Genomic DNA, 26,958 nt, shown 5'->3' with positions numbered 1-26,958 from the left:
GCAATGGTGGGCGTGAGGATCGCTCGTTGAGACAGACGAAAGTCTAAAGCGCGTCACGCAAGATTGCTGCGGGGCGGCTTGTATCGCCCCGCATCAGTTCATGTTGGCGACGAACAGCGCTTCGGCGCCGTGATCGAACTGAAGCCGCGCCAGTTTCGCATAGAGGCCGCCCTGGCGGACCAGCGAGGCATGGGTGCCTTCCTCAACGATGCGGCCGTGCTCCATGACGAGGATGCGGTCCGCCTTCAGCACGGTCGCGAGCCGATGCGCGATGACGAGAGTGGTGCGCTCCCGCATCAGGCCGTCGAGGGCCGTCTGCACCAGAGTCTCGCTTTCGGCGTCGAGGGCCGACGTCGCCTCGTCGAGAAGAAGGATCGGAGCGTCTTTCAGGATTGCGCGCGCAATAGCGATGCGCTGCCGCTGACCGCCGGAAAGCGTCACGCCGCGCTCGCCCACAAGCGTGTCGTAGCCGCGATCGAGCCTGGCGATGAATTCATCGGCCTGTGCCGCGGCGGCAGCCGCACGCACCGCCTCGCGGCTTGAGTCCGGCGCGCCGAAGGCGATGTTGTCGTGAACGGAGGCAGCGAAGATCGTCACGTCCTGAGGCACGATCGCGATCCGCTCGCGCAGGTCTTTCGGATCGACGGTTCGCACATCCGTCCCGTCGACTCGGACGACACCCTTCGCGGGATCGTAGTGGCGGAGCAGCATCGCAAAGACGGTGCTCTTGCCGGCGCCGGAGGGCCCGACGATGGCCACCGTCTCGCCCCGCTCGACCGCAAAGCTCAAGCCCCTGAGGCTCTTATAATCCGGCCGGGCGGGATAGGCGAAATGAACGTCGGTGAACTCGATCTCGCCCTTTGCCGGCTGGGGCATGGCGACCGGGTGCTCCGGCGCCCGGATCTCAGGCACCTCGGTCAACAGTTCGTTCAGGCGTTCGGCGGCGCCCGCTGCCTGCGAGAGCTCGCCCCAGACCTCCGAGAGCGCGCCGAGACTGCCGGCGGCAAAGACCGAATAGAGCAGGAACTGGCCGAGCGTGCCGGCGGAAAGCGCGCCTGCGAGCACGTCCCGCGCACCGAACCAGAGCACGGCGACGACGCTGCCGAAGACCATGGTGATGGCGAAGGCGGTGAGCACCGAGCGCGCCTTGGTGGCGGCTCGCGCGGCGCGATAGGCCTCCTCGACAGCGGTGCCGAAGCGTCCCTCCGCATTTCCTTCGCCGTTGAAGGCCTGCACCGTGCGGCTGGCTGCGATCGCCTCGCCGGCGTAGGCGGAGGCGGCGGCAAGCCTATCCTGCGCTTCGCGCGAGCGCCGACGTACGGAGCGGCCGAAGGCGACGAGCGGGAACACGATGAGCGGGATTGCGGCAAGAACCAAGCTCGACAGCTTCGGGCTCGTATAGACCATCATGCCGATCGCGCCGAGACAGAGGATCAGGTTGCGCAACGCCACGGAAGCCGTTGCGCCGACCGCCGACTTGATCTGCGTCGTATCGGCAGTCAGCCGCGAGACGATCTCGCCGGACTGGTTGACGTCGAAGAAGGAAGCGGAAAGCTGCATGACGCGCGCGAAGACATCGCGCCTCAGATCGGCGACGATGCGCTCGCCGAGCGAGATGACGAAATAATAGCGGGCGGCGCTGGCGAGCGCGAGCACCACCGCCAGCACCATCAGCATGGAGAAATAGGTGTTGATGAAGCCAAAGTCGGAATTCGAGAAGCCGTGGTCGATCATTCGGCGAACGGCCATCGGCAATGTCAGCGTGGTGACGGCGGCAACGGTCAGCGAGATCACGGCTCCGACGACGAGGCGGCGGTAACGCTTGAGGTAAGGCAGCACGGTTGCGAGCGGGCGAATGGACTTGCGCGCTGGCGGTTGCGTTTCTTGTTTCGGCACGTGACCCCCGATCGCCCGCCACGGAGGCCTTGCGATAAGTCTTCCGAGCGGCACTTGTTATCCCGCAGACCTTCATGTATAGGCACGGCATCGAATTGGGAAGCCGCGGCCAAGAGCGGTCTGCGGCTTCATTTACGTGTTCGGTCCCAAAGTCGCAATGCCTTGCGACAATTGGACCCTGGAACTCTAGGAAGATCGTTATGAAGGCAGACATCCATCCCGACTACCACATGATCAAGGTGGTCATGACCGACGGCACCGAATACGAAACCCGCTCGACCTGGGGCGAGGAAGGTGCGACCATGAACCTGGAAATCGACCCGAAGTCGCATCCCGCATGGACCGGCGGCAATCAGCAGCTCGTCGATCGCGGCGGCCGCGTCTCCAAGTTCAAGAAGCGCTTCGAAGGCCTCGGCCTCTGATTACACGCGCTTCATGGCGTTTTCGAAGCCCGGCATTGCCGGGCTTTTTTGTTGCCTGCTACGCCTGCATAACAACGGTTCGCTCGCTGCTTCCGCACTGTGCACAAAAAAGCCCGGCGCATGGCCGGGCCCGGAGCCTGAAGACACAAGGCGTTGTGATTAGTTCGCCCCGAAGGCGGTCTGCAGCAGCTTTATCTGCGCCTTGACGCCGTTCTGGTTGTCCGGAACGAAGGCCGGGGCCTCCTGGGGCCGATAGATCTCGCGGTCGAGCAGCGCGACACGGTTCTGCAGGCGCAGCGACCGCTCGATCAGGTCCCGGAACATTTCCGGGAGATCGTTCCAGCCGGGCGCGTTGCGGTCGACATTGAAGCTGTCGAGGCGGACCTTGCTTTTCTCCGACAGCACCTGGTCGCGGCTCATCTCGCCATTGTTGACGGCGCGCTGGAGGAGAAGCCAGGAAGCCATCTGCATCAGCCGTGTGGTCAGCCGCATCGACTCTGCAGCATAGAGGACCGAAGCCATGCGCGGCAGGACCTTGGAGGCTGCGCGACCGGGACCATCGAGGTAGCTCGCCGTTTCCTCGACCAGGCCCATTCCCTCAGCGTAAAGCGCCTTGAACTGCGCCGAGGACGCAGCGTGCCCCGCGAAGCTGACGGTGTTCAATCCTCTTTCGGACATGGCCTGTTTTCCCTGGTTCAACGCATCACGACGGTCAGGTAACGGGCGGCTCTGGGAAAAGTTTCCTGAGGCCCCTCTTTGCTCGAAGAATGATCCCATACCGCATTCCGCGCAAGGGTATTCTTAAGAAAGGGTTAATCTCCACAATTCTTTGAATTTGCTGTGGCGAAATAAAAAAAGAGCCGCGCGAAGCGGCTCTCAAGGTAAAACAGGGAGAAAATCAGACCCATTCGCCAGTCGGTGAAAATGTCTGAGTCCGGAAGGAACCGGATGATCCGACAATCGCAGAAAATGCTTAATATGCGGTTAAGGCCCCGCCCTTTTAAGGGCAGGTAGCATCGTCTTCTGCAGAACATCCTGCTCTGACGCGGAAACGCGGATGCAGCAAAAGATGCTTTGGATTCAGAGTTCTAGAAGTGTCCTCGCGTTCACTTGGGCGCGCGCGTGGCTCCGGTCAACGGAAGAGGCCTTCGGCAGCCGAACGGCTCGCGGATTTGCGGGCGCGCTCGGCCTCCAGTCTTGTAATCTCCTCTCTCAGAAGCGCAATGCGTGCGTCCAGCTCGTCCACGGAGAGCAGCGAAAGATCGCTGCCGATCTCGTGGGCGGTCTTCTTCTTCGGCTGGTCGTCGTCAAACAGGCTCATTCGATCTTTCCTCCTCCTCTTGCGGCTCGTCGATGGCATCCTCCCGCGGCTCCTCGAATGGTGCTGCGCGCGGCGAGAGCTGCAGGCTCTCCGGCGTCGTCGCGGTACCGGCATTGACCGGCGAGAAGGTTTCGCGTTCGGCAACGGGCACCGGCGCGCGACGGCGGCTGCGGACCATCGCGTAAGCGGTAATCAGCATATGCGCGCAGGCCGTGATCATGAAGAGGCCATAGGGCCCGGTTGCGCTCATCACCGGACCGCCGATCGTTGGGCCGATGATCGTGCCGATACCGTAGAGCAGCAAGAGCCCGCCCGAGACCTTGACGAAATCCTCCGGCGTGGCGAAGTCGTTGGCGTGGGAGACGGCGATCGGGTAGAGCGCGTTGGCGGCGGCGCCGTAGATGGCGATCAGCGCCAGCACGATTGAGACCTGGCCGGGCTCGATCAGGAACAGCAAGAGACCTGCGAGCGCGCCGACCCCGGCGAGCGCGGCCAGGACGTAGCGTCGATCCATGCGATCCGAGATGCGCCCGGCCGGCAGTTGCATAGCCGCCCCCGCGAAGATCGCCACGCTCATCATTGCTGCGACGGTGCTGTCGGAAAGTCCGGCCTGTCGACCGAACACGGCGCCCAGCGTCCCGAAGGCACCGTTGGCGATGCCGACGAGCAGGATGCCGAGGAAAGAAACCGGGGAATTCCGGTAGAGACCGCGGAGATCGAGGCGAACCTGTTTCAGGGGTTGCGGCGAAGCGGCCTTGGACAGGAGCGTCGGCAGCATCGCCACACAATAGAGAATGCCGCAGATCATGAAGAAGAAGGTGGTCGACGTCTCTCCGAAGGGGATCATCATCTGACCGCCGACAACGCCGAAGAGGGTGATGGCGATGTAGAGCGAGAAGATCACGCCACGGCTCTCGTTCGTGGCGCGCTCGTTCAGCCAACTTTCGATGATCATCGATGTGCCCGCGGTGGAGAAGCCCGTCAGTGCGCGTAGCACAAGCCACCAAATAGGGTCGATCAGAATGCCCGTCAAAAGCGAAACGATTGCGATGAGCGCGGTGAAGACGCTGAATGCGCGCACATGGCCGATGCGTTTGACGACGTTGGGTGCGAAGAAACAGCCAAGCACGAAACCCGCGGCCCAGGATGTGCCGATCAGACCGAGTATGGTTGTCGGATAGCCTTCGGATGTCCCCCGCACGGGCAGTAGCAGGCCTTGCAGACCGTTTCCGAGAAAGAGGAAAAGAGTACCAAGCAGGAGCGCGGTGACAGGAAGCAGGTTTTTTCTCATCATCAATCCGAATCGTTCTGCCCAGGGCCAAGTTAGGGCGGAGATGCCGCTTTACCAGGCGGAATCCATGCACCCGGTCATTGCAAATCGGCCGCGAAAACAATAGCCCTCTATGCGACGAAAAGTGACGGCGGTATGACGTCACCAACGCAGGGTGGGAACTTTACCGAAATGAGCAGCAAGATACTGACGGTTCTCCTGCTGCTCGCCATGTGTGTCCAGCTCATCAAGCCGCTCGGATATCCGGGCCTGCGGCAGCGCCGAGATTTCTGGAAAATTGCCGTCTTCGCGATCGTCGTGACGATGGTGACCGTGCTCGTCCGGCCGTAACAGTCTACTACTGCAGATGGAAGCCGCTTCGCGCCTTCCTTTTTCCGCTATCGCGTTCCGTCGGGTTCCTTTCGAAACAGCGCACTCCGTGAGGCACGGCTATGTTTGCATCCACGGTGCTGAAGTCTCCGCACGACATGTCGACAGGAAAAGGTTAAATTGCCGTGCTCGGCCACAAGATGAAAATCGAGGGTTTCTTGGAACGCCGCCTCACCGCCATTCTCGCTGCCGATGTCGTGGGTTACAGCCGCCTCATGGGGACGGACGAGGCTGGGACCTTGGCGGCGCTGAAGCGGCATCGCCGCGAGCTCTTGGAGCCAAAGATCGCCGAACACAAGGGACGCATCGTCAAACTCGCCGGCGACAGCATGCTCGTCGAGTTTTCAAGCGTTGTGAACGCCGTTGCCTGTGCGGCCGCGATCCAGCGCGGCATGCTCGCCCGCAACGAAGGCCTGCCGAGGAGCCGGTATATCGAACTGAGGATCGGCATTCACCTCGGCGACGTGATCGTCGAGGACGGCGACATCTTCGGCGACGGCGTCAACGTCGCCGCGCGGCTCGAAGGGCTCGCCGATCCTTCCGGGATTGCGGTTTCCGCCTCGGTGCGCGATCACGTCGGCTCGAGGCTCGATGTCGGTTTCATCGACAAGGGCGAGTACAGTCTGAAGAACATCGCGTCGACCATTCGCGTCTATACGGTATCCCTCGGCGACGACTCGGTCTCGAAACATGCGGAACCGTCTGATGTCAGCGTCGACCGCGGCTACGAATTGTCGATCGCCGTGCTACCCTTCACCAATATGAGCCAGGATCCGGAACAGGAGTATTTCTCCGACGGCATCACCGAGGACATCATCACCGATCTGTCGAAGATTTCGCGCTTGCATGTCGTGGCCCGCAACACCGTCTTCACCTACAAAGGCAGGGCGGTGAAGGTGAAGCAGGCCGCCCATGAACTCGGCGTCCGCTTCATACTTGAAGGCAGTGTGCGCAAGGTGGGCGAGCGTGTGCGCATCACCGGCCAGCTCATCGACGCCCAAACCGGCGGCCATCTCTGGGCCGACCGGTACGATCGCGATCTGACCGATATCTTCGCGATACAGGACGAGATCACCCATGCGATCGTCGACCAGCTCAAGATAAAGCTCTTACCGGGGGAGAAGAAGGCGATCGAGAGCGATCCGACCACCTCGGTCGAGGCTTATACCTACTATCTCCGGGGCCGGCAGTTCTCGCGTACCTGGACCCGGTCCTACCTGCTGCTTGCGCGCCGGATGTTCCTCAAGGCCGTCGAACTCGACCCGAACTATGCCCGTGCCTATGCCGGCATAGCCGAATGCGAATGCGCGATCAGGGACTGGCACGAAAAGGACTTTCCGCTCGAGAGCATTCTCGAGATGAGTGCGCGAGCGCTGGCCCTCGATCCAAATTTGGCGGAAGCGCATGCCTCACGCGGACTGGCATTGAATCACGAGGGGCAAACGGAGGAGGCCGGCCGCGAATTCCGCCAGGCCTTAGCGCTCGATCCTTCGCTCTATGAGGCGAACTTGTACTATGGCCGCTTTCTGTTTGCGCAGGGGCGGTTCCAGGAGGCGATCGGATTCTTCGAGCGGGCGGCCGAGATCCGGCCGGATGACTATTTTTCGCCAATGCACCTGATGGGTTGTTATTTCTCACTCGGCATGGACGCCGAGCGCCGGCGCTGGGCGCGGATCGGTATCGAGCGGGCGCAAAGGGCGCTGGAACGGCATCCCGAGAATGCCAGCCCGGCCCATCGCGGTGCATTGGCGCTTGCGCATTTGGGCGAAGTCGAGCGCGCCAAGGAGTGGGTCGCTCGCGCGTTGGCGATCGACCCGGACGACGTGGTCGCGCAGTACAACGCGGCCTGCGTCTATTCGTTGCTTGGCGAGAGCGAGCGGGCGCTGGACCTGCTCGAGATCGTGGTGCCGCAGAGCTCCAGCTACCACCTCCTATGGTTCAACCAGGACGCCGACCTGGACGCCATTCGCGATCATCCTCGCTTCCGCGCGCTCCTCGACGCGCTTGGAGACGGCGGTACGCGCTGACGCAATCGGCTACTGCATGTTCCTTTAAATCCTAGCTGATTCAAGGGTGAGAACATGCAGTAATTCAAAGTGCTACAGCGACCTTTGCGCGTCTGGTAAGACGCGCGGCGCTGCAAGCCGCTCAGAGCTCGATCTCGCCCCGCATCGCAGTCACGCAGTCGCCCGAGATGCTGACTTTACGGACTGAGCCGTTCGTCTTGCTGACGTTGACGGCAATGAGGCTGCGGCGCCCCATCTCCACGCCCTGCTCGATGACGAGGTCGATTTCCGCGTCGGCCTCGGGAAGCTGCGACACGAGATAGGCACCGAGCGCGGCGGAAGCGCTGCCGGTTGCCGGATCCTCCATGACGTTGTCGAGCGGCGCGAACATGCGCGCCCTGATCTGCCACGGTTGCCCGGGCGTGCGGGCATAGAGAAACAGGCTGAAGCTGTCTTCGGCAAGCGGATAACGGGCATTCGCCTCTTCGAAGGCCGTGACGTTCGGGCGCGCTTTCGAGAGAATATCGACGTCCCTCACCTCCGCGACGGCGAAGGGGAGACCGACGGAGACGCGCACGGGCACGTGGGTCTGGTCAGCAAGATCGCCCGGGCGGAGCGAAGCGCAGGTGGCAATCGCCGTCGCATCGATGGCAGGACCGACGGCAAGTGCTTGTGGGGCGACGATCCGCGCACCCGTGACGATGCCATCGTTGCGGTGGAGGGCTACCTCGACCAGGCCGGCTCTTTCCTCAAACCGCAGTGCGTCGCCCAACTCCCGCCCGAAGACTTCCTTCTGCCGGCCGAGCACGAAGGCGGTGCCGACATTCGGATGACCGGCGAAAGGCACCTCGATTGTCGGCGTGAAGATGCGCACGCGCGCAGTGTTTCCAGGATTTTCAGGCGGCAGGACGAAAGTGACTTCGGAATAACCGAATTCGGTGGCGATCGCCTGCATCTCATCGTCGCTCAATCCCCGCGCGTCAGGGATGACGGCGAGCTGGTTGCCGGCAAAACGCTTGGAAGTGAAGACGTCGACGGTGACAAAGGAGACGGTGTTCATGGGAGCCTCTGGTCAATCGGAGATGGCACAGATTTAGAGGCCCTGCCGGGCCGACCGGAACGGCGAACTTGTCCCCCTGACAATTAAAAGTGTTGGCAAAAATAGAATGCCCGGCGACATTGCTGCCGCCGGGCATTCTCTCCTCGCTCCCCTTTAACTTTGGGCCGCTCAGGCGGCCTTTTCGAGATCCTTCTTCCAGCTTCCCTTGGCGGCGAGGCTGCACATCTTGGCGCGGTGCGTGAAGGCGCGCTGGCCGGCGGCGACATTTTCCGCGTTGCCCTTCCACGCGTTGAGCGCCTCCTGCTGCAGGGCGCGGCCATAGGAGAAGGTGAGCTTCCAGGGCAGGTCGTGCGCCGTGTTCATCGCCGAGAGATGAGCGGTGGCTTCCTCCGTCGACTGGCCGCCGGAGAGGAAGGCGATGCCGGGGACGGCTGCCGGGACGGTGCGCTTCAGCACCCTGACGGTGCGCTCCGCGACTTCCTCGACCGAGGCCGTGCGCGCCTTCTTGCCGTCGATGACCATGCTCGGCTTCAGGATCATGCCCTCGAGCTTGACCCGCGCATCGCCGAGCTCCTCGAAGACGGTGCGCAGCACCCATTCGGTGACTTCTTCCGAGCGTTCGATCGAATGATCCCCAGGCGCGCCGTCCATCAGCACCTCTGGCTCGACAATGGGCACGATCTTCGCTTCCTGGCAGAGAGCGGCATAGCGGGCGAGCGCATGGGCATTGGCCTTGATCGCGCCCCAGGTCGGAAGGGAGCCGGAGATGGCGATGACGCCGCGCCATTTGGCGAAGCGAGCGCCGGCCTCGTAGTACTTGGCGAGACGGGCCGCGAGTCCGTCGAGCCCTTCGGTGATCGTCTCGTTCGGGAAATGGGCCATCGGCTTGGCACCGGTGTCGACCTTGATGCCAGGAATCGAGTCCGACCTGCGGATGATATCGGCGAGCGGCGTCCCGTCGGCCGCCTTCTGGAACAGGGTTTCCTCGTAGAGGATGACGCCGGAGATGTATTCGCGCATCGCCTCGTCCGAGCGCAGCAGCATCTCTCGATAGTCGCGGCGCGAAGTTTCGGTGGACTCCAGCCCGATGCTGTCGAAGCGCTTCTTGATCGTTGCGGTCGACTCGTCGGCAGCGAGCAGGCCCCGGCCGTTGGCAACCATGGCAACCGCGATATCTTCCAGTCTTTCGCTCATCTTTTTCTCCCTACACACAGCGCCGAAAACCAGCGGAGCAGCGAATGAAACAGCCTGATCCGAGGCGCGAGAAACGTCTTGCGCGCCGGAGGAACAAAGGCGCGATAACAGAAGATAATGTGCGGGAAAATGGCAGTAAAAGGGGCTAAAACGATTTAAATAATTTTAATCGTTTGAAATGTCAGAATTATTTTTCGCCTCCCGGCCCGGCTCATCGATTTGCCCGGGCCGGGAGGCTGAAGCATTACTTCCGTTGATGAAGAATATCGACGCCCGGCAGCGGCTTGCCTTCCATCCACTCAAGGAAGGCGCCGCCGGCGGTCGAGACATAGGTGAAATCCTCGGCGACCTCGGCGTGGTTGAGTGCGGCAACAGTATCGCCGCCGCCGGCGACGGAGACGAGCGCACCTGCCCTCGTGCGCGAAGCCGCATGCTTGGCGGCGGCCACCGTCGCCTTGTCGAAGGGCGCGATTTCGAAGGCGCCGAGCGGGCCGTTCCAGACGAGGGTCTCGGCACGCGAGATCCATTCATTGATGGCATCGATCGACTTCGGGCCGACGTCTAGCACCATGGCGTCGGCGGGGATCGCCTTGATATCGACCACCTCATTGTCGGCGCCCGCCTTGAACTCGCGGGCGACGACGCCATCTTCCGGCAGCACGATCGCGCATCCGGCGGTCGACGCCGATGCGAGGATCGACTTGGCGGTTTCCGCAAGCTCATGCTCGCAGAGCGACTTGCCGACATTAATTCCCTGTGCCGCAATGAAGGTGTTGGCCATGCCGCCGCCGATGACGAGGGCGTCGACCTTCTTCACGAGGTTCTGCAGTAGGTCGATCTTGGTCGAGACCTTCGCACCGCCGACGATCGCGACGACCGGACGCTTCGGATTGCCGAGACCCTTTTCCAGCGCCTCGAGCTCCGCCTGCATGGTGCGGCCGGCAAAGGCGGGGAGGTGATGTGCCAGGCCCTCTGTCGATGCATGGGCGCGATGGGCGGCCGAGAAGGCGTCATTGACATAGATGTCGCCATTGGCGGCGAGCGCCGTGACGAAGGCGGGATCGTTCTTCTCCTCGCCCTTGTGGAAACGGGTGTTTTCCAGGAGCAGCACATCGCCGTCGTTGAGCTCGGCAATCGCGTTGGCGGCCTTGTCGCCGATGCAGTCGGCCGCGAAATAGACGCGCTGGTCGAGGATCTCCTCGACGGCGGGGGCGATCGCCTTCAGCGACATGTCGGCAACGGGTTCGCCCTTCGGGCGGCCGAAATGAGCGAGCAGGATGACCTTGGCACCCTTTTCGGAGAGCTCGCGGATGGTCGGCGCCACACGCTCGATGCGCGTGGTGTCGGTCACCTGACCGTCCTTGACCGGCACGTTGAGGTCGACGCGCACGAGCACGCGCTTTCCGGCGATATCGGTCAGATCGTCGAGAGTCTTGAAAGTCATCAGATAGTCTCCGGTGATAGTCTCTGGAAGAGGGTAGGGTAGTCGATGACGAGGCCGTCCGCGTCCACCGGCAGGTCGGCCGTGAAGCTCCGGTCTTCCGCCTCGTAGCGATAGAGCTTGCCGTCCTTGAGGCAGGTGTAATGCTGACCGTCGACCGTGGGCTCGAAGCTGTCGAAGGGACGTAGAGCATCTTGAGCCTGGCGGTTCCGGATTGCCGGGTGAGGCTGAGGCGGCGGATCGGAAGCGTATTGGTGAAAGGCGTGCCGGCGAGATCGACGTCGATGCAACCATCGAACTCCGGCAGGGCCGTTCCGTCGCTTTTGCGCCAGTGGCCGTGCCCGTCGGAGAGGAGGTGAAGCCTCTGTCCCGCGGTTGTTTCTCTGAGAAAGGAAAAGACGCGCCAGCCGGCGTCGCAGTCGATGCGGTAGCGGACGCCATAGGCCAGGCCGCCACGCTCGCCGATAAGAACGCTTTCGGCGCGGATCGCCGCGCCAACAGATGCATTCAACGGTCTGACCGTCAGATGTTCGAGCCCTTCCCCTTCGAGCGGGCGCCATCGCACCGTCGTTGAGGAAAGGGCCCGAAACATCGGTCTTAGAGGAGCTTGCCGAGTGCGACCGCCGTGTCCGCCATGCGGTTCGAGAAGCCCCATTCGTTGTCGTACCAGGACAGGATCGACACGAACTTGCCTTCCATCACCTTGGTCTGGTCCATGTGGAAGATCGAGGAATGCGGGTCATGGTTGAAGTCGACCGAGACGTTCGGCTGCAGCGTATAGCCGAGAATGCCCTTGAGCGGACCGTCGGCGGCAGCCTTGATGGCCGCGTTGACCTCTTCCTTGGTAGTCTCGCGCTTGGCGACGAACTTGAGGTCGACCACCGAGACGTTCGGGGTCGGCACGCGCACGGAGACACCGTCGAGCTTGCCCTTGAGCTCCGGCAGCACGAGGCCGACGGCCTTGGCAGCACCGGTGGAGGTCGGGATCATCGAGAGCGCCGCCGCACGTGCACGGTAGAGATCCTTGTGCATCTGGTCGAGCGACGGCTGGTCGTTGGTGTAGGAGTGGATCGTCGTCATCATGCCGTGGTCGATGCCGATGGCGTCGTGCAGCACCTTGGCGACCGGCACCAGGCAGTTGGTCGTGCAGGATGCGTTGGAGATGACGAGGTGGTCTTTCGTCAGCTTGTCGTGGTTGACGCCGTAGACGACGGTCAGGTCGGCGCCGTCGGCCGGTGCCGAGACGATGACGCGCTTGGCGCCGGCTTCCAGGTGAGCGGCTGCCTTGTCACGGGCGGTGAAGATGCCGGTGCACTCCATCGCGATGTCGACGCCGAGTTCCTTGTGCGGCAGTTCGGCCGGGTTGCGGATCGCGGTCACCTTGATCGGCTTGCCGTTGTTGATGACGATCGCGTCGCCGTCGACCTTCACGTCGGCCGGGAAGCGGCCGTGGATCGAATCGAAGCGCAAGAGGTGGGCATTGGTCTCGACCGGACCAAGGTCGTTGATGGCGACGACTTCGATGTCCTTGCGGCCGGATTCGACGATGGCGCGGAGAACGTTGCGGCCGATGCGGCCGAAACCGTTGATGGCGACTTTCACTGTCATTTCGTGTCTCTCCCTGTCAGAACGGGTGGTCGGAAAGGAGGGCGTTTCCGAGGACGCCCTCCGGCTTGATCAGGATAGTTTGGCTTCCGCGGCGGCGACGACCGCTTCCGGCGTAATGCCGAAATGCTTATAAAGATCCTTGTAGGGACCGGAAGCACCGAAGCTCGACATGCCAATGAAGGTGCCATCGCTGCCAATGAAATGATCCCAGCCCTGGCGGACGCCAGCTTCGACGGCGATCTTGACCGGCGAGTCGCCGATGATCGCCTGCTGGTAATCCTCGCTCTGCTCGGCGAAGAGCTCGAAGCAGGGCACCGAGACGACGCGCGTCGAGATTCCCTTGGCGGTCAGCGTCTGGCAGGCTTTGACGGCGATTTCGACCTCAGAGCCGGTCGCGAAGATCGTCACCTGTGCGTCGCTTGCCGAGATCAGGTCGTAGGCGCCGCGGGCGCAGAGGTTCTGCTCCTCATATTCCGTCCGCATCGCCATCAGGTTCTGACGGGTGAGCGCGAGGCCGGATGGGCGCTTGCGGTTCTCGAGGGCAAGCTGCCAGCATTCCGCGGTCTCCGTCGCGTCCGCCGGGCGGAACATCAGGAGGTTCGGGATGGCACGCAGCGCAGCCATGTGTTCGACCGGCTGGTGGGTCGGACCGTCTTCGCCGAGGCCGATGGAATCGTGGGTCAAAACGTGGATGACGCGGATGCCCATCAGCGCGGCAAGCCGGATCGACGGACGGCAATAGTCCGAGAAGATCAGGAAGCCGCCGGAATAGGGAATGAGGCCGCCATGCAGCGCCATCCCGTTCATAGCGGCCGCCATGCCGTGTTCACGCACGCCGTAGTGAATATAGCGGCCGGAGAAATCGTCCGGGGTGATTGAATGGGTCTGGCTCGTCTTGGTGTTGTTTGAGCCGGTCAGGTCGGCAGAGCCGCCGATCGTCTCGGCAAGCACGCCGTTGATGACTTCGAGCGCGTCCTCGGAGGCCTTGCGGGTCGCCGGCGAAGGCTTGGTCTCGGCGAGCTTCTGCTTGTAGGCGCTGATCGCCGAGCCGAGGCTGCCTTCGAGATCGCCTGCGAAGCGGCGGATAAACTGGGCCTTCTTCTCCGCCTCGGTGGCTTCGAGCCGCTCCTCCCATTCCTTGCGCGCCTTGACGGAGCGAAGGCCGGCGAGGCGCCAGGCGTCGAGCACGTCGGAGGGGACGGCGAAGGCTTCTGCTTCCCAGCCGAGCGCCTTGCGGGTGGCGGCGATTTCCTCGGCGCCAAGCGGCGAGCCGTGAACCTTGTGCGTGCCCGCCTTGTTCGGCGCGCCGAAGCCGATCACGGTCTTGCAGGCGATCATGGTCGGCTTGTCGGATTTCTGGGCCTCCTCGATCGCGGCGGCGATCGCGTCGGGATCGTGGCCGTCCACGGCGATCGTGTGCCACTTGCAGGCGCGGAAGCGGGCATGCTGGTCGGTCGAGTCGGCGATCGAGATCGGACCGTCGATCGAGATGTTGTTGTCGTCCCAGAAGACGATGAGTTTGTTGAGCTTCAAATGGCCGGCAAGCGCGATCGCCTCCTGGCTGATGCCTTCCATCAGACAGCCATCGCCGGCGATCACATAGGTGTAGTGCTCCATCAGCTCGGCTCCGAACTCCTCGCGCAGCTTGCGCTCGGCGATCGCCATGCCGACGGCGTTCGCAATGCCCTGGCCGAGCGGGCCGGTGGTCGTCTCGATGCCGGCGGCGTGGCCGTATTCCGGGTGGCCGGCGGTGCGCGAGCCGAGTTGGCGGAAGTTCTTGATCTCGTCAATGGTGATGTCGTCGTAGCCCGTCAGGTAGAGCAGCGAGTAGAGCAGCATCGAGCCGTGGCCGGCCGAGAGAACGAAACGGTCGCGGTTCGGCCAGGCGGGATTCTTGGGGTCGAAGCTCAAGTAACGCGTGAAGAGCACCGTCGCGATATCGGCGGCGCCCATCGGGAGGCCAGGGTGGCCGGAATTTGCCTTCTCGACGGCGTCCATGGAGAGGAAACGGATCGCATTCGCCATCCGATCGTGTTTTTCGCGAGAGATCATGACTGTTCCGTTTGAATTCGGTGGTCAGGGGACGGTCTCTATCCTCCAAAGACCGCGTGAGAAGCGGCAGACACATAGCAGGTGCACCGCGCGAGTCAATAAATACGGGCCCTCCGCGACCAAATGCGGCGCCTCTGCCGGGCCCGCAAAAACGGCGAGGATGGCACCGCGCGAGGGGCCGTTTGCGGGCGGAATTGACGATCCACAGCTTCCGCTGGCCATTGTCGCGCTTGGCATTGTTGAGACTTGCGTAATAGGTTTAAAAAGAAAAGGGCCGAAGCGGCGAATGTTCCGGCGATTCGGCTTTGGAGCGAGGCGCGTTCAGGCAAGGCGCAAAGGCTCCGGCACTTTGTTTTAGGGCAGAGCGAAGCTGCTTCCCTAGAAAGGTATCGGAAGACATGCCGGCAAAGACGGTCAAGGCGGCGATCGAGGAGTTGCGCAGCGCGGTTCAGTCCCTGGAAATCGCGATCGATGGCCGCTTCGACAAGGAAAAGGACGTGAGCGAGTTCGAAGGCGAGGTGCGGCGGGTCAACGAGGACCGGTCGCGGCTGGCACAGGAGCTTGACCAGTCCCAGTTCCGCGCCAACCGGCTGGAAGAGGTCAATCGCGAGGTGTCCCGCCGTCTCGTGACGGCGATGGAGACCATTCGGGCGGTTCTGGATCGTTGAGGTTCTGAAGCATGGCGCAGGTGACGGTGACGATCGACGGCAAGGCCTACCGCATGGCCTGCGAAGAGGGACAGGAAGACCACCTCAGCGACCTCGCCGCCCGGTTCGATCAATATGTCGGCCATCTCAAGGCTCAGTTCGGTGAAATCGGCGACCTCAGGCTGACGGTGATGGCTGGGATCATGGTCATGGACGAGTTGAGCGAGGTCGATCGGCGGCTGAAGAGCCTCGAAACCGAGGTCGATAATTTGAAGAGAGGCCGCGACACCGCGCTTTCCGATCAGGCGAGAAGCGAAGAGGCGCTCGCCTCCGCGCTTGCCGAGGTAACGGCGCAGATCCACGGCATTACCGCCAAGTTGAACGGCCGTCCCGCCGCACCCTCGAACTGAAGTTTCGGCCAGGCCCCGGCAGGAAATCGAAAATCGAGCGGTTGCGCCCAATCGCGCTCTGGCGAAAAGCTTCGGGACGTTCTATATCTGCGACGCGGTCTGCGCTTCCCGACAGGAACCACAATCCCCGGGGCCATACACGATCTCAAGGGAGCTGTCCCTGGCCGAACTCGTGGGTTCGGACATACGGCGCCCACCTACCTAGTAGGCGCCCGGGATCGTAAACAATCCATCGGTCGTTGTGGATCGCACTTCTTCCGTTTTGTGGGGCGATCTTGCTACGGCAGTCGCGCTCGCTTTCTCACCCCGCTGCGAAGGCGCGGCGGATGGCGTCGGCCATCGCGTCGACCGTCGGCGATCGGTCTTCCCGCCTTATGCGGAGCACGACGTTCGACATGTCGATGATGCCAAAGCCGTCCTCTTCGGTAAGTTCGCGGCAACCGGGCGGTATAGCGCTGCGGGACAGCGGAGCGATGGCCAGACCCGAAACGACGGCGGCGATCAGGCCGCTGCTGGTGCGGCTCACATAGGCGATGCGGCTCTCTATCCCGCGTTTTTTCAAGCTCCGCATGGCCAGATCATCGCACCAACCGCCCTCTACATAGGTGTAGGTCGCGATCGGCACAGGCTGCCGCTCGTGCGTGCCGTGCTGATCGGAGGTAACCCAGACCGTGGGGTCCACCATAAGCACCTCGTTGCGGGTTCGTCCGCCCGGCTCGAAGACGACGGCGATGTCGATTTCGCCGGCTTCGAGGGCTGCGAGGTTCGACATCGAAATGCCCTGCTGCACCGTCACCTCGACCCCCGGATGAACGGCCGCGAAGGCGCCGAGCGCCTTCGGCAGCGTGGAATTTATGTATTCCTCCGAAATCCCGATCCGGACGGAACCGTCGAGTGCAGGCAGGCGCATGGCCGCCGCCGTGTCGTCAAGGAGGGCGACGATGCGCCGGGCATTGTCGACGAGGCGCCGGCCTTGCGCCGTCAGGACCACGCCGCGCGAATGCCGCTCGAAAAGCGGCAAGCCGATCTGATTTTCAAGTTTCCTGATCTGCATGCTGACGGCGGATTGCGTGCGCCGTACCGCATCGGCAGCCCGTGTGAGATTGCCGGTGTCGGCAACCGCCAGAAAGGTCCTGAGCAGGTCGCTGTCGAGCGGAAGTGACATGGTGCCGCCATAAGAAAATTTGATGATAGGCATGTTTGCAATTCGTTTGTCGCCTGTCAATCAAAGGCGGAAGATCGACGGTGCCGCGCTCTCATCGAGGTTCCCGCCATGCCTGTTCTGGTCGCCCCCGCACCTCCGATCGCTCAAAGATCTTCACTGCCTGCGACCACGGTTGCGCTATGGCGGCTGCGCCTTGCCATCTATGCGCAATGGACAATCGTCAGTCGCCGGGGCGATCCGCACTTGCTCGCGGATGCCGGCCTCATGCACCAACATTGTCTTACGCGCGAAGAATGCCGGCGCCGGAGCGAAGCGGTCCGGCATCTTCATTGGATGCTATGAGATCAGCTCGAGCCGGGCGGCGCGGAAGATCGCTTCGGCGAGATTCTTCGCCCGGAGCTTGCGCATCGCCTCCTCCAGTGCTCTGTCGATCCGCTCCATCGAAATATCGGTCTCGCGCACCATGTCCTGCCGGGTTCGGCCGTGGGCGGCAAGGGCAAGGCAGCGCACTTCGAGGGGAGCGAGCTCGTCGATCTTGTCCGGCATGGAGCTGGCCTGTTCCGTTTTGGCCGCAATGTGGCCGAGACCGAAGATGTTAGATCATATAATTAGTTGAAATCGTGGGCGTTATTTGCATGCATGGCGCGAGCTGCGAAGTGAAACCGCGGCGGATGATGAACGCAGCGCTAACGCTGTGCCGATTTGACTGCGATGCAAAAGGCTGTCGCGAAGTGTTGCAAAAGCGGCGGCGACATGGTTCCAGCTAACGGGTTCTTTGCGTTATGGCATGGGCGGAGAGCAGCGTCGTTGCACCGGCGCGCCGGTCCGCCGGGAAGGGCGTTGGATGTCACCGAAGGATTTGAAGGCAGCGTTGAGGAAGGAACGTCTGGCGCTTCGCGACGCGATGCCGGCGGAAGTACGGATCGAAGCAAGCCTCGCCATGGCCGATCATGCGGCCGACATCATCGCGCTCGATCCCGGCCACGTCGTTTCTGGCTTCTGGCCGATCCGATCCGAGGCGGACATCCGGCCGTTGATGGTGCGGCTCAGGGATCGCGGCGCCCGGCTTTGCCTGCCGGTCATACTGGACAAGAAGACCATCGTGTTCCGCGAGCTCCTCGATGGCATCGCCGTGGTCGAAACGGGTTTCGGGACGACGGGGCCGGGCCCCGAGGCACCGGAGGTAGACCCGGACATCATGCTCGTGCCGCTCTCGGCCTTCGACGCAGCCGGGCACCGCATCGGCTACGGCGCCGGCTATTACGACCGGGCGATCGATCGGCTGCGCAGCAAAGGCCACATGCCGCGCCTGATCGGGATTGCATTCGACTGCCAGGAAGTGGCATCAGTGCCGGCTGAACCGCACGACGTGGCGCTGGACGCCGTGTTGACGGAGAGCGGTTTTCGGCACTTTGGAGCAGGATGAGGAACATTGTGCGGGTTCCGCGCGCATCCGGCTCCGAGCTATTAGAATTGATAACGTCATGACTTCGGATCGAATTGGCCCGAAGTCATCGTGATCCAAGCAGGATTGAACGGCATGCGACTTCTGTTTCTGGGAGATATGGTTGGCAGGACGGGCCGCATGGCGGTCTGGGAGCGCCTCCCGGGACTGGTCAGCGACTTGAAGCTCGATTTCGTCATCGTCAATGGCGAGAACGCCGCCGGCGGTTTCGGCATCACCGAGGACATATTTCTGGAGACGATCAGCGCAGGCGCCGACGTGGTGACGACCGGCAACCATGTCTGGGACCAGAAGGAGGCCGTGATCTTCTGCGAGCGGCACGACCAGTTCCTGCGTCCGGCAAACTATCCGGCCGGCACACCGGGCCGAGGATCGAACCTCTATTTCGCCCGCAACGGTGCCCGCGTACTGGTCGCCAACGTCATGGGCCGGGTCTTCATGCACCCGGAGCTCGACGATCCCTTCAAATGCGCCGAGGCGATCCTCGAGGCCTGCCCGCTCGGCTTGCAGGCGGATGCCATCGTGTTCGACTTCCACGCCGAGGCGACGAGCGAGAAGCAATGCTTCGGCCATTTCGTCGACGGCCGCGCCAGTCTCGTCGTAGGCACGCATACGCATGTCCCGACCGCCGATCATCAGATATTGAACGGCGGCACCGCCTATATCAGCGATGCCGGCATGTGCGGCGACTACGATTCCTCGCTCGGCATGGAGAAGGAGGAGCCGCTCAACCGCTTCATCTCGAAGATGCCCAAGGGCCGTTTCGAGGCGGCCTCGGGCCCGGCTACGATTTGCGGCGTGGGCGTCGAGATTTCCGATCGGACCGGGCTTGCCGAGAAGATCGCACCGCTCCGGCTCGGGCCCCGGCTCGCCGAGACGATTCCGCAATTCTGGGCCTGAGCGCCGCCTACCCCGCGGCCGCGCGTTGCTCGACCCCGCGTTAAAGCGGCGTGACATATCGCTTTTGCACGATTGTCTTTTTTCAAGTTTCGTGGGTGACAGTTCTCCCAAATGGTGGCAGGTTAGCTCGCAAAATGAGAGCCGCATAACGTGCGGCCGCTGTCGCAAGTTCTCATGACGTAGTGCCACCGGGGCCAGGTGCTCCGGACGAAATGTCGCCGCGGCAACCATAAGATCCCATCCACGTGCCGGGCGATCTTGATATCAGGTGCCTGGAGAGCGTGTATGTTGCGAAAGTGGTGTCTGCCGGCGATCGCCGCCATTTCCATTCCTCTTCTCATGTCGATGCCCGCCGGCGCGCAGGACGCGCAACTGCCGACGGTGACCGTCGCCAAACCGGTGGTGCGCGACGTCATCGATGCCGACGAGTTCATCGGCCGCTTCGAGGCGGTCGACGAGGTTTCGATACGCTCACGCGTAGGCGGCTACCTCGACGAGGTCTTCTTCACGGACGGCGCGATGGTGAAGAAGGGCGACAAGCTCTTCGTCATCGACCAGCGGCCCTTCCGTACCGCTCTCGCCCAGGCGGAAGCGGAGCTTGCCTCGGCGCAATCGACGCTCGATTTCGCAGAGACCACGTTCAAGCGAACGGAGTCGCTCGCCGGCACGGGCACCCTCTCCGTGTCCAGGCTGGACGACGACCGTCGGGCACTGCTCGCGGCGCAGGCGAGCGTGCGTGGCGCTGAGGCGGCCGTCGAGCGAGCCAAGCTCGATCTCGAATATACGACGATCACTGCGCCGCTCAGCGGCCGCGTCGACCGGCGGCTGATCTCGCCGGGCAACCTCGTCCAGGCGGATCAGACGGTCCTGACGACGATCGTGTCGCTTGATCCGATCGACTTCTATTTCGACGTCGACGAGCGCCGCCTGCTTTCCTATGCCCGAACCGCGCGGGAGCGCGGCAGTGCACTGCAGGAGGGCGCGGGATCGCTCTCGGTGCTTGTCACGATCGCCGACGCCACCGAACGGCCCTTCGAGGGTAAGCTCGATTTCGCGGAAAACCGGGTGGACAATCAGACGGGCACGATGCGGGTGCGCGCCCGCTTCGCGAACCCCAATTTCATTTTGCAGCCCGGCCTCTTCGGGCGGGTGGAGGTCGAAGGCTCCAACACCTATCGGGCGGTCCTCGTGCCCGACGAGGCGATCGCCGCCGACCAGAACGAACGTATCGTCTATGCGGTCGGCGAGGACGGCAGCGTCATGACCAAGCCCGTGCGGCTCGGGCCGCGGCTCCACGGTTACCGGGTTATCCGCAGCGGGTTGACGGGCGACGAGACGATTATCGTCAACGGCCTCGTGCGGGTCAGGCCCGGCGTCAAGGTCAAGCCCGAGCTCGTCGTGCTGCCGCAGGAAGCGGCGCAAGCGGCGGAGAACGCCCAATGAGATTCGCACATTTCTTCGTCGATCGGCCGATTTTCGCGTCGGTGCTCTCGATCGTGCTGCTGATCGTCGGCGGCATAGCCTACTTCCAGCTTCCGGTTGCGCAATATCCAGAAATCGCGCCGCCCACCATCGTCGTGCGCGCCTCCTATCCGGGCGCGGATGCCGAGACGATCGCCAATACCGTCGCCACCCCGCTCGAGCAGGAGATCAACGGCGTCGAGAACATGCTGTACATGTCGTCCTATTCGACGGCCGACGGCTCGATGGCGCTGACGATCACCTTCAAGCTCGGCACGAACCTCGACCAGGCGCAGGTCCTGGTGCAGAATCGCGTCTCGGTCGCCGAGCCGCGGCTGCCGGAGGAAGTCCGGCGCATCGGCGTCACGACGACGAAGAGTTCGCCGGACCTGATGATGGTCGTCCATCTGCTGTCGCCGAACGATCGTTATGACCAGCTCTACGTTTCCAACTACGCCCGCACGCGTATCCGCGACATTCTTGTCCGGCTCGACGGCGTCGGCGACGTCACGCTGTTCGGCGAGCGCGAATACGCCTTGCGCGTCTGGCTCGACCCACAGAAACTCTCCGCCTACGGTATGACCGCAGGCGACGTCGTCGAAGCGCTGCGCGAACAGAACGTCCAGGTTTCGGGAGGCTCCATCGGTGGCCCGCCGATGTCCGGCGACGAAGCCTTCCAATACACGGTGAGGACCGACGGCCGGTTCAGCGACGCCCGGCAGTTCCGTTACGTGATCGTAAAGGCTACCGAAGACGGCAGGCTGGTGCAGTTGCAGGATGTCGCTCGCGTCGAACTCGGCGCCCGTGAATATGTCACCAATAGCTACCTGAACGGCAGCCCGGCGGTCGCACTCGGCATTTTCTCCCGCCCCGGCACCAACGCGCTCGCCGCCGCGGAAGCGATCCAGGCGACGATGGCGGACCTTGCGAGGGATTTCCCCGAGGGTCTCGAATACAGGATCATTTACAACCCCACGGAGTTCATCTCGGAATCGATCAATGAGGTCTACAAGACCATCGGCGAGGCCGCGATTCTCGTTGCGCTAGTCGTGATCGTCTTCCTGCAGTCCTGGCGTACGGCGATCATTCCGATCGTCGCCATTCCCGTTTCGCTGGTCGGCACCTTCGCGCTGCTCTATGCCTTCGGCTTCTCGCTGAACATGCTGACGCTCTTCGGTCTGGTGCTGGCGATCGGCATCGTCGTCGACGACGCGATCGTCGTCGTCGAGAATGTCGAGCGCAACCTGGAGCGTGGCATGACGCCCAAAGAGGCGGCGCATGTGACGATGGACGAGGTGGGCGCGGCGGTCGTCGCGATTTCCCTCGTTCTGACCGCCGTCTTCGTGCCGACCGCCTTCATTCCGGGAATCGCAGGCCAGTTCTATCTGCAGTTCGCGGTGACGATCGCGGTGGCGACAGTGATCTCCGCGATCAACTCGCTGACGCTCTCGCCGGCGCTTGCGGCCGTTCTCCTGCGCCCGCACGACAATCACGAGCATGAGAGCCGCAATCCGCTGACGCGGCTCGGTCGCGGCTTCGCCAATGGCTTCAACCGTGGCTTCGACCGCATGGCCGATGGTTACGCATGGGCGGTGCGCCACCTCGTCACGACGACAATGGCGATTGTTGCGTCTCTCGTCGTCTTCGTCGCCCTGCTCGGAGCCACTGCCTATATGGCGCAGATCGTGCCCCGGGGCTTCATACCGCAGATGGACCAGGGCTACGCCATCGTCGTCATCCAGCTTCCGGAAGGTTCCTCGCTCGCGCGGACGGACGCGGTCGTGCGGCGGGCGTCCGAGATGGTTCGGGAGGTGCCGGGTGTCCGGGATGCGGTCGCCTTCGCGGGCTTCAGCGGCGCCACCTTCACCAATGCGTCCAATGCGGGCGTCATCTTCACGCCCTTCGACAGTTTCGAGGAGCGGCTCAAGAACAATCAGAGCGCCACGCAGATCGTCGGTCAGATCTTCGGTGCGATGCAGAGCATCCAGGAGGCCTTCATCATCGCCGTTCCGCCGCCCTCCGTTCGCGGTATCGGCAATTCCGGCGGCTTCAAGATGCAGATCATGGATCGCCAGAACGCCGATATGCGGCGCGCCCTCGGGCTCGCCTTTCAGATGATGGGCGCCGCCAATCAGACCGAGGGTCTGACGGGCGTCTTCACCACCTTCTCGGCGTCGAGCCCGCAATTCTTCCTGGCAATCGATCGCGACAAAGCACGGGCGCTGAACGTACCGATCCCGAACATCTTCGAGACGCTCTCGATCAATCTCGGGACCTCCTACGTCAATGATTTCAACGCGTTCGGCCGCGTCTACCAGGTCCGCGCCCAGGCCGACCAGCAGTACCGCGTCGAACGGGACGATATCCTCGCTCTCAAGGTGCGTTCCGCCTCCGGTGCTTTGGTGCCGCTTGGAACGCTCGTCGAGATTCGCGACACGAGCGGGCCGGCGCTTGTCCAGCGCTATAACATGTATGTCTCCGTTCCCGTCCAGGGCAATCCGGCACCCGGTGTCTCGACTGGAACCGCGCTCGACAAGATGGAGGCGCTTGCTGGCCAGATCCTGCCGCAGGGCACGACCTTCGAATGGACGGAACTCGCCTTTCAGGAGCGCCAGACCGGCAATACCGCCGTCTTCATCTTCGCGCTGTCGGTGATCTTCGTATTCCTGGCTCTGGCCGCGCAATATGAAAGCTGGGTGCTGCCGCTGGCGATCATCCTGATCGTGCCGCTCGCGGTTCTCGCAGCTCTGCTCGGCGTCTCGCTTCGCGGCTTCGACAACAACGTGCTGACGCAGATCGGGCTCATCGTGCTGATCGGCCTTGCCGCCAAAAACGCGATCCTGATCGTCGAATTCGCCCGCCAGGGCGAGGAAGAAGGCAAGACGCCGGTCGAAGCGGCGATTGAAGCGAGCCGTCTCAGGCTTCGCCCGATCCTGATGACCGCCTTCGCCTTCATCCTCGGCGTCGTGCCGCTGGTGATCGCGACGGGACCTGGCGCCGAAATGCGCCGGTCGCTCGGCACCGCCGTCTTCTCCGGCATGCTCGGCGTCACCTTCCTCGGCCTGTTCCTGACGCCGGTCTTCTACGTGGCGCTGCGGTCGCTGCGCCGGAAGCGGGCGCCGGCGGCCGAGCCGGCGGCTGCGGCGGGAGAGTGACAAAGGGTGGATCTGCGCTTGCAATGACGCGATTGTGAGCGGCTGTCAGTCGTTTGGCGCTGGACGGGATCACCAGCTTGAATGATCCTGCCTGCCGCTCGATCACGATGATTTCGGCCTCAAATCCATCCGAAATCATCGTGATCGTTTCTCATGAGTTGAGATGCGGGATGCGGGCGGAAGACCGCTTACACTTTACCTCATCCCGCGCCTGATAGCGTGTGAGAGGTGAAGGATGCTGCTGCGATACCTTGCCTACACCCTGGCCCTAATCTGGCTGATACATGCGTTCTGGCCGGAACCGGTGCATGCCCAACAGCAACCAGCCCCAGTCAGCCAATGCCAGGCGATTGCCGAAGCCATGCCGGCGGCGACCTTCGTCGGTTTCGCCGCGCCACCTGCGGCCACGCCCGCGGCTGCGGCAGCAGGAGAAGAGGTAAGCATCACCTTTCTCGGCCACTCGACGTTCCTGATCGAAACGCCCGGCGGCGTCTCGATCGCCACCGATTACAACGGCTGGTTCCGGACCGCGGCGCCGCCGACCGTGGTGACGATGAATAAGGCCCATTCCAGTCACTATACGCTGACGCCGGATCCGGCCATCCGTCATGTGCTGCATGGCTGGGGCGAGGACGGCGAACCGGCCCGCCATGACCTCGTTGTCGGCGACACCTATATCCGTAACGTGACGACGGATATCCGTTCCGGCTTCGACGGCATGGAACCCAATGGCAATTCGATCTTCATCTTCGAGGTTGCCGGGCTCTGCATCGGCCATCTCGGTCATCTGCACTACGAACTCGACGACAGCCATTATCGCCAGATCGGCCGGCTCGACGTGCTGATGGTGCCGGTCGATGGCGGCCTGACCATGGGCGCCGAGAGCATGAGCCGCGTCGTCTCCCGGCTTCGCGCCGCGCTCATCCTGCCGATGCACCGGCCGTTGACCAACGCCTTTCTGGCAATGTTCGGCGACGACTTCGACAAGAGCTTTGCCACCGGACCGACGGTCAAGGTCTCGCTTCGCTCGCTGCCGAGCAAGCCGCTGATCTACGTCCTCCAGGGGGTGTGAAAGCGGCCTTTTCGTTTTTCGAAAAGAAAAGGCCCTGCTGGACGGAGAACGGCAATGAAACTATAAGGCGCCCCATCCCAATAAATTCCATGCATGCAGAGGGCGCCATGGCTGGCCATTCACAGTTCAAGAACATCATGCACCGCAAGGGCCGTCAGGATGCGGTGCGCTCCAAAATGTTTTCCAAGCTCGCGCGCGAAATCACCGTCGCCGCAAAGACCGGCCTGCCCGACCCGACCATGAACCCGCGCCTGCGCCTCGCAATCCAGAACGCCAAGGCGCAATCCATGCCGAAGGACAATATCGAACGCGCGATCAAGAAGGCTTCCGGTGGTGACGCGGAGAACTATGAAGAAGTCCGCTACGAGGGTTACGGGCCGGGCGGCGTCGCAGTCATCGTCGAGGCGCTGACCGACAACCGCAACCGGACCGCCTCCAACGTCCGCTCCATTTTCACCAAGGCGGGCGGAGCGCTTGGCGAAACCGGCTCGGTCTCCTTCTCCTTCGACCGCGTCGGCGAAATCACCTACAAGCTCTCCGCCGGCGATGCCGACAAGGTGATGGAAGCCGCGATCGAGGCGGGTGCGGACGACGTCGAGACGGACGAGGAAAGCCACACCATCATCTGCGGTTTCGAAGATATCGGCGAGGTCTCTAAGGCGCTCGAAGGCACGCTCGGCGAGGCGGAGACTGTCAAGGCGATCTGGAAGCCGCAGAACACCGTGCCGGTCGATGAGGAAAAGGCACAGTCGCTGATGAAGCTCATCGACAACCTCGAAGACGACGACGACGTCCAGAACGTCTATTCAAATTTCGAAGTCTCCGAGGAAGTGCTGGCAAAGCTTTCGGCCTGACGCGCGCCTCTGCGCTCAGACATTCGACCCGCATTGCCGCAAGCAGTGCGGGTTTTTGCTGCCAGGAACGCGCGATCATGCGGCCGCCGCTAGACCGCGTTGCGCTTCGGAGAAGAGCTCCAGCGAATGCAGCCGCTTATCCATGTCAAAGATCGGCATGGAGATGATCAGCTCGTCCGTCTTGGTGAGATCGAGGAAAGCCGCGATCTTGCGGCGGATGGTTTCCGGGCCGCCGACGACCGCGTAGGTCATGGCGTGATCGACGAAGATCTTCTCGTCCGCACTCCAGAGGCTGTCCATCGACTTGACCGGGGGCGGGAAGCGCCCGCGCGCGTTGCGGCGAAGCGCCACGAAGGACTGCTGCATCGAGGTGAAGAGATAGTTCGCCTCCTCATCTGTATCGGCGGCAACGCCCATGACGCCGACCATGACCTGAGGCTTATCCAGCTGCTGCGACGGCGTGAAGCGCTCGCGGTAGATTTCGAGCGCGGAGAGCAGCATGTCCGGCGCGAAATGCGAGGCGAAGGCGAAGGGAAGCCCGAGCATGCCGGCGAGATGGGCGCTGAAGTGGCTAGAACCGAGCAGCCAGATCGGCACGTTCGAATCCGCACCCGGCACGGCGATGATCTTCTGATCCTCGGTGATGGGCCCGAGCAGCGCCTGGAGTTCGACGACATCGTTCGGGAAATTGTTGGAACTCGCCTCCATGTTGCGCCGGAGTGCCTGGGCCGTCCGCATGTCGGTGCCGGGGGCGCGACCGAGGCCGAGATCGATACGGCCGGGATAAAGCGCTGCGAGCGTGCCGAATTGCTCGGCGATGACAAGCGGCGAATGGTTGGGCAGCATGATGCCGCCTGAGCCCACACGGATGGCTTGCGTGGCCGCGGCCACATGGGAGATCACAAGGGATGTCGCGGCGCTGGCGATGCCCTTCATGCCGTGATGTTCGGCCAGCCAGAAGCGCTTGTAGCCATTCTCTTCCGCGGCGATCGCCAGCCGGCGTGAGTTCTCGAGCGATTGGGCGACGCTGCCGCCTTCGGTAATTGGCGAAAGATCGAGAATGGAGAAAGGGATCATGACAACGCCTTTTTCATTAAGAGAAATTGATCGATGGCAATGTAGGTTCAAGTTTCTTAACGCCAAGGCCGCTCTCGCGATTTTCCGCCGAC

The 26,958-nt window shown here is 62.8% G+C and carries 23 protein-coding genes, 1 other RNA gene and 1 pseudogene; 12 read left to right on the top strand and 13 right to left on the bottom strand.

Going from position 1 to position 26,958, the window contains the following annotated elements:
• Positions 1-93 precede the first annotated feature (93 nt).
• Positions 94-1,896 (bottom strand): ABC transporter transmembrane domain-containing protein, encoded by a 1,803-nt coding sequence (locus tag AYK65_RS14140; RefSeq protein WP_081158798.1) that lies wholly within the window; start codon positions 1,894-1,896, stop codon positions 94-96.
• 200 nt (positions 1,897-2,096) lie between these two features.
• Here AYK65_RS14140 and rpmE point away from each other — a divergent pair, with 200 nt between their 5' ends.
• Positions 2,097-2,318: a 50S ribosomal protein L31 gene (gene rpmE, locus AYK65_RS14135; RefSeq protein WP_026616474.1), complete on the top strand. Its 222-nt coding sequence runs from the start codon at positions 2,097-2,099 to the stop codon at positions 2,316-2,318.
• Positions 2,319-2,477: 159 nt separating this feature from the next.
• On the opposite strand, the gene rcdA is transcribed toward rpmE, so the two are convergent.
• The 3 genes from rcdA to AYK65_RS14120 all read right to left on the bottom strand — a co-directional run bounded on the left by rcdA (position 2,478) and on the right by AYK65_RS14120 (position 4,930).
• The gene (gene rcdA, locus AYK65_RS14130) at positions 2,478-2,996 is read right to left on the bottom strand and encodes a protease adaptor protein RcdA (RefSeq protein ID WP_026616473.1); all 519 of its coding nucleotides are present in this window, start codon (positions 2,994-2,996) and stop codon (positions 2,478-2,480) included.
• 454 nt (positions 2,997-3,450) lie between these two features.
• A complete protein-coding gene (locus AYK65_RS14125) occupies positions 3,451-3,639 on the bottom strand; it encodes a DUF1192 domain-containing protein (protein WP_026616472.1) in 189 nt (62 codons plus the stop codon).
• Positions 3,626-4,930 carry an MFS transporter gene (locus tag AYK65_RS14120; protein WP_081158884.1) on the bottom strand — a complete coding sequence of 435 codons (1,305 nt, stop codon included), beginning with the start codon at positions 4,928-4,930 and terminating at the stop codon, positions 3,626-3,628. The genes AYK65_RS14125 and AYK65_RS14120 overlap by 14 nt, the downstream gene beginning before the upstream one ends.
• Before the next feature lie 171 nt (positions 4,931-5,101).
• On the opposite strand from AYK65_RS14120, the gene AYK65_RS31690 reads away from it, so the two are divergent.
• Positions 5,102-5,260, top strand: coding sequence for a hypothetical protein (locus AYK65_RS31690; protein WP_139015783.1), 159 nt, complete (start codon positions 5,102-5,104; stop codon positions 5,258-5,260).
• A gap of 164 nt (positions 5,261-5,424) precedes the next feature.
• On the top strand, positions 5,425-7,326 hold the full coding sequence (locus AYK65_RS14115; protein WP_026616470.1) for a TPR end-of-group domain-containing protein: 1,902 nt from the start codon (positions 5,425-5,427) through the stop codon (positions 7,324-7,326).
• A 121-nt stretch (positions 7,327-7,447) separates the two neighbouring features.
• Here AYK65_RS14115 and AYK65_RS14110 read toward each other — a convergent pair whose 3' ends face one another.
• From AYK65_RS14110 to tkt, 6 genes and pseudogenes are all read right to left on the bottom strand, one after another.
• Positions 7,448-8,365, bottom strand: a complete 918-nt coding sequence (locus AYK65_RS14110; protein WP_026616469.1) for a PhzF family phenazine biosynthesis protein — start codon at positions 8,363-8,365, stop codon at positions 7,448-7,450.
• Between the two features lie 168 nt (positions 8,366-8,533).
• On the bottom strand, positions 8,534-9,559 hold the full coding sequence (locus AYK65_RS14105; protein WP_081158797.1) for a class I fructose-bisphosphate aldolase: 1,026 nt from the start codon (positions 9,557-9,559) through the stop codon (positions 8,534-8,536).
• 244 nt (positions 9,560-9,803) lie between these two features.
• Entirely contained in the window at positions 9,804-11,003 is a 1,200-nt protein-coding gene (locus AYK65_RS14100) for a phosphoglycerate kinase (RefSeq protein ID WP_046116482.1), read from the bottom strand.
• Positions 11,003-11,592 (bottom strand): annotated as a pseudogene (locus AYK65_RS14095) (putative glycolipid-binding domain-containing protein). The gene AYK65_RS14100 and the pseudogene AYK65_RS14095 overlap by 1 nt, the downstream one beginning before the upstream one ends.
• A 5-nt stretch (positions 11,593-11,597) precedes the next feature.
• Entirely contained in the window at positions 11,598-12,608 is a 1,011-nt protein-coding gene (gene gap, locus AYK65_RS14090) for a type I glyceraldehyde-3-phosphate dehydrogenase (protein ID WP_026616465.1), read from the bottom strand.
• A 69-nt stretch (positions 12,609-12,677) separates the two neighbouring features.
• Positions 12,678-14,660 (bottom strand): transketolase, encoded by a 1,983-nt coding sequence (gene tkt, locus AYK65_RS14085; RefSeq protein WP_026616464.1) that lies wholly within the window; start codon positions 14,658-14,660, stop codon positions 12,678-12,680.
• A 398-nt stretch (positions 14,661-15,058) separates the two neighbouring features.
• Here tkt and AYK65_RS14080 point away from each other — a divergent pair, with 398 nt between their 5' ends.
• The 3 genes from AYK65_RS14080 to ssrS all read left to right on the top strand — a co-directional run bounded on the left by AYK65_RS14080 (position 15,059) and on the right by ssrS (position 15,969).
• The gene (locus tag AYK65_RS14080; protein WP_026616463.1) at positions 15,059-15,328 is read left to right on the top strand and encodes a DUF4164 domain-containing protein; all 270 of its coding nucleotides are present in this window, start codon (positions 15,059-15,061) and stop codon (positions 15,326-15,328) included.
• A gap of 11 nt (positions 15,329-15,339) precedes the next feature.
• Positions 15,340-15,717, top strand: a complete 378-nt coding sequence (locus tag AYK65_RS14075) for a cell division protein ZapA (protein ID WP_026616462.1) — start codon at positions 15,340-15,342, stop codon at positions 15,715-15,717.
• A gap of 93 nt (positions 15,718-15,810) precedes the next feature.
• Positions 15,811-15,969: non-coding RNA, 6S RNA (gene ssrS, locus AYK65_RS14070), on the top strand.
• A gap of 49 nt (positions 15,970-16,018) precedes the next feature.
• Here the strand turns inward: ssrS and AYK65_RS14065 are convergent.
• Together AYK65_RS14065 and AYK65_RS14055 are read right to left on the bottom strand one after the other, a co-directional pair.
• Positions 16,019-16,915, bottom strand: coding sequence for a LysR family transcriptional regulator (locus AYK65_RS14065; protein ID WP_026616461.1), 897 nt, complete (start codon positions 16,913-16,915; stop codon positions 16,019-16,021).
• A 303-nt stretch (positions 16,916-17,218) separates the two neighbouring features.
• Entirely contained in the window at positions 17,219-17,428 is a 210-nt protein-coding gene (locus AYK65_RS14055) for a helix-turn-helix domain-containing protein (RefSeq protein WP_026616460.1), read from the bottom strand.
• A gap of 298 nt (positions 17,429-17,726) precedes the next feature.
• Here AYK65_RS14055 and AYK65_RS14050 point away from each other — a divergent pair, with 298 nt between their 5' ends.
• From AYK65_RS14050 to AYK65_RS14025, 6 genes are all read left to right on the top strand, one after another.
• The gene (locus AYK65_RS14050; protein WP_026616459.1) at positions 17,727-18,308 is read left to right on the top strand and encodes a 5-formyltetrahydrofolate cyclo-ligase; all 582 of its coding nucleotides are present in this window, start codon (positions 17,727-17,729) and stop codon (positions 18,306-18,308) included.
• A gap of 114 nt (positions 18,309-18,422) precedes the next feature.
• The gene (locus AYK65_RS14045; RefSeq protein ID WP_026616458.1) at positions 18,423-19,247 is read left to right on the top strand and encodes a TIGR00282 family metallophosphoesterase; all 825 of its coding nucleotides are present in this window, start codon (positions 18,423-18,425) and stop codon (positions 19,245-19,247) included.
• 285 nt (positions 19,248-19,532) lie between these two features.
• Positions 19,533-20,690 carry an efflux RND transporter periplasmic adaptor subunit gene (locus tag AYK65_RS14040; RefSeq protein ID WP_026616457.1) on the top strand — a complete coding sequence of 386 codons (1,158 nt, stop codon included), beginning with the start codon at positions 19,533-19,535 and terminating at the stop codon, positions 20,688-20,690.
• Positions 20,687-23,863, top strand: coding sequence for an efflux RND transporter permease subunit (locus AYK65_RS14035; RefSeq protein WP_081158795.1), 3,177 nt, complete (start codon positions 20,687-20,689; stop codon positions 23,861-23,863). The genes AYK65_RS14040 and AYK65_RS14035 overlap by 4 nt, the downstream gene beginning before the upstream one ends.
• Before the next feature lie 235 nt (positions 23,864-24,098).
• Positions 24,099-24,935, top strand: coding sequence for an MBL fold metallo-hydrolase (locus AYK65_RS14030; RefSeq protein ID WP_026616455.1), 837 nt, complete (start codon positions 24,099-24,101; stop codon positions 24,933-24,935).
• A gap of 107 nt (positions 24,936-25,042) precedes the next feature.
• The gene (locus tag AYK65_RS14025; protein ID WP_026616454.1) at positions 25,043-25,789 is read left to right on the top strand and encodes a YebC/PmpR family DNA-binding transcriptional regulator; all 747 of its coding nucleotides are present in this window, start codon (positions 25,043-25,045) and stop codon (positions 25,787-25,789) included.
• Positions 25,790-25,864: 75 nt separating this feature from the next.
• Here the strand turns inward: AYK65_RS14025 and AYK65_RS14020 are convergent, their stop codons facing one another.
• Positions 25,865-26,866, bottom strand: a complete 1,002-nt coding sequence (locus AYK65_RS14020; protein WP_026616453.1) for an LLM class flavin-dependent oxidoreductase — start codon at positions 26,864-26,866, stop codon at positions 25,865-25,867.
• Positions 26,867-26,958: the final 92 nt, after the last annotated feature.

Source organism: Ensifer aridi, from assembly GCF_002078505.1.
GTDB classification, from domain to species: Bacteria; Pseudomonadota; Alphaproteobacteria; order Rhizobiales; family Rhizobiaceae; genus Sinorhizobium; species Sinorhizobium aridi.
The sequence above is the reverse complement of the archived record's forward strand: the minus strand, read 5'-3'. Positions and strand labels throughout refer to the sequence as shown.

Coding starts and splice junctions, on each gene's coding strand:
- rpmE (WP_026616474.1), top strand. CDS start 2,097: ATGAAGGCAGACATCCATCCCGACTACCACATGATCAAGGTGGTCATG.
- rcdA (WP_026616473.1), bottom strand. CDS start 2,996: ATGTCCGAAAGAGGATTGAACACCGTCAGCTTCGCGGGGCACGCTGCG.
- AYK65_RS14125 (WP_026616472.1), bottom strand. CDS start 3,639: ATGAGCCTGTTTGACGACGACCAGCCGAAGAAGAAGACCGCCCACGAG.
- AYK65_RS14120 (WP_081158884.1), bottom strand. CDS start 4,930: ATGAGAAAAAACCTGCTTCCTGTCACCGCGCTCCTGCTTGGTACTCTT.
- AYK65_RS31690 (WP_139015783.1), top strand. CDS start 5,102: ATGAGCAGCAAGATACTGACGGTTCTCCTGCTGCTCGCCATGTGTGTC.
- AYK65_RS14110 (WP_026616469.1), bottom strand. CDS start 8,365: ATGAACACCGTCTCCTTTGTCACCGTCGACGTCTTCACTTCCAAGCGT.
- AYK65_RS14105 (WP_081158797.1), bottom strand. CDS start 9,559: ATGAGCGAAAGACTGGAAGATATCGCGGTTGCCATGGTTGCCAACGGC.
- AYK65_RS14100 (WP_046116482.1), bottom strand. CDS start 11,003: ATGACTTTCAAGACTCTCGACGATCTGACCGATATCGCCGGAAAGCGC.
- gap (WP_026616465.1), bottom strand. CDS start 12,608: ATGACAGTGAAAGTCGCCATCAACGGTTTCGGCCGCATCGGCCGCAAC.
- tkt (WP_026616464.1), bottom strand. CDS start 14,660: ATGATCTCTCGCGAAAAACACGATCGGATGGCGAATGCGATCCGTTTC.
- AYK65_RS14080 (WP_026616463.1), top strand. CDS start 15,059: ATGCCGGCAAAGACGGTCAAGGCGGCGATCGAGGAGTTGCGCAGCGCG.
- AYK65_RS14075 (WP_026616462.1), top strand. CDS start 15,340: ATGGCGCAGGTGACGGTGACGATCGACGGCAAGGCCTACCGCATGGCC.
- AYK65_RS14065 (WP_026616461.1), bottom strand. CDS start 16,915: ATGCCTATCATCAAATTTTCTTATGGCGGCACCATGTCACTTCCGCTC.
- AYK65_RS14055 (WP_026616460.1), bottom strand. CDS start 17,428: ATGCCGGACAAGATCGACGAGCTCGCTCCCCTCGAAGTGCGCTGCCTT.
- AYK65_RS14050 (WP_026616459.1), top strand. CDS start 17,727: ATGTCACCGAAGGATTTGAAGGCAGCGTTGAGGAAGGAACGTCTGGCG.
- AYK65_RS14045 (WP_026616458.1), top strand. CDS start 18,423: ATGCGACTTCTGTTTCTGGGAGATATGGTTGGCAGGACGGGCCGCATG.
- AYK65_RS14040 (WP_026616457.1), top strand. CDS start 19,533: ATGTTGCGAAAGTGGTGTCTGCCGGCGATCGCCGCCATTTCCATTCCT.
- AYK65_RS14035 (WP_081158795.1), top strand. CDS start 20,687: ATGAGATTCGCACATTTCTTCGTCGATCGGCCGATTTTCGCGTCGGTG.
- AYK65_RS14030 (WP_026616455.1), top strand. CDS start 24,099: ATGCTGCTGCGATACCTTGCCTACACCCTGGCCCTAATCTGGCTGATA.
- AYK65_RS14025 (WP_026616454.1), top strand. CDS start 25,043: ATGGCTGGCCATTCACAGTTCAAGAACATCATGCACCGCAAGGGCCGT.
- AYK65_RS14020 (WP_026616453.1), bottom strand. CDS start 26,866: ATGATCCCTTTCTCCATTCTCGATCTTTCGCCAATTACCGAAGGCGGC.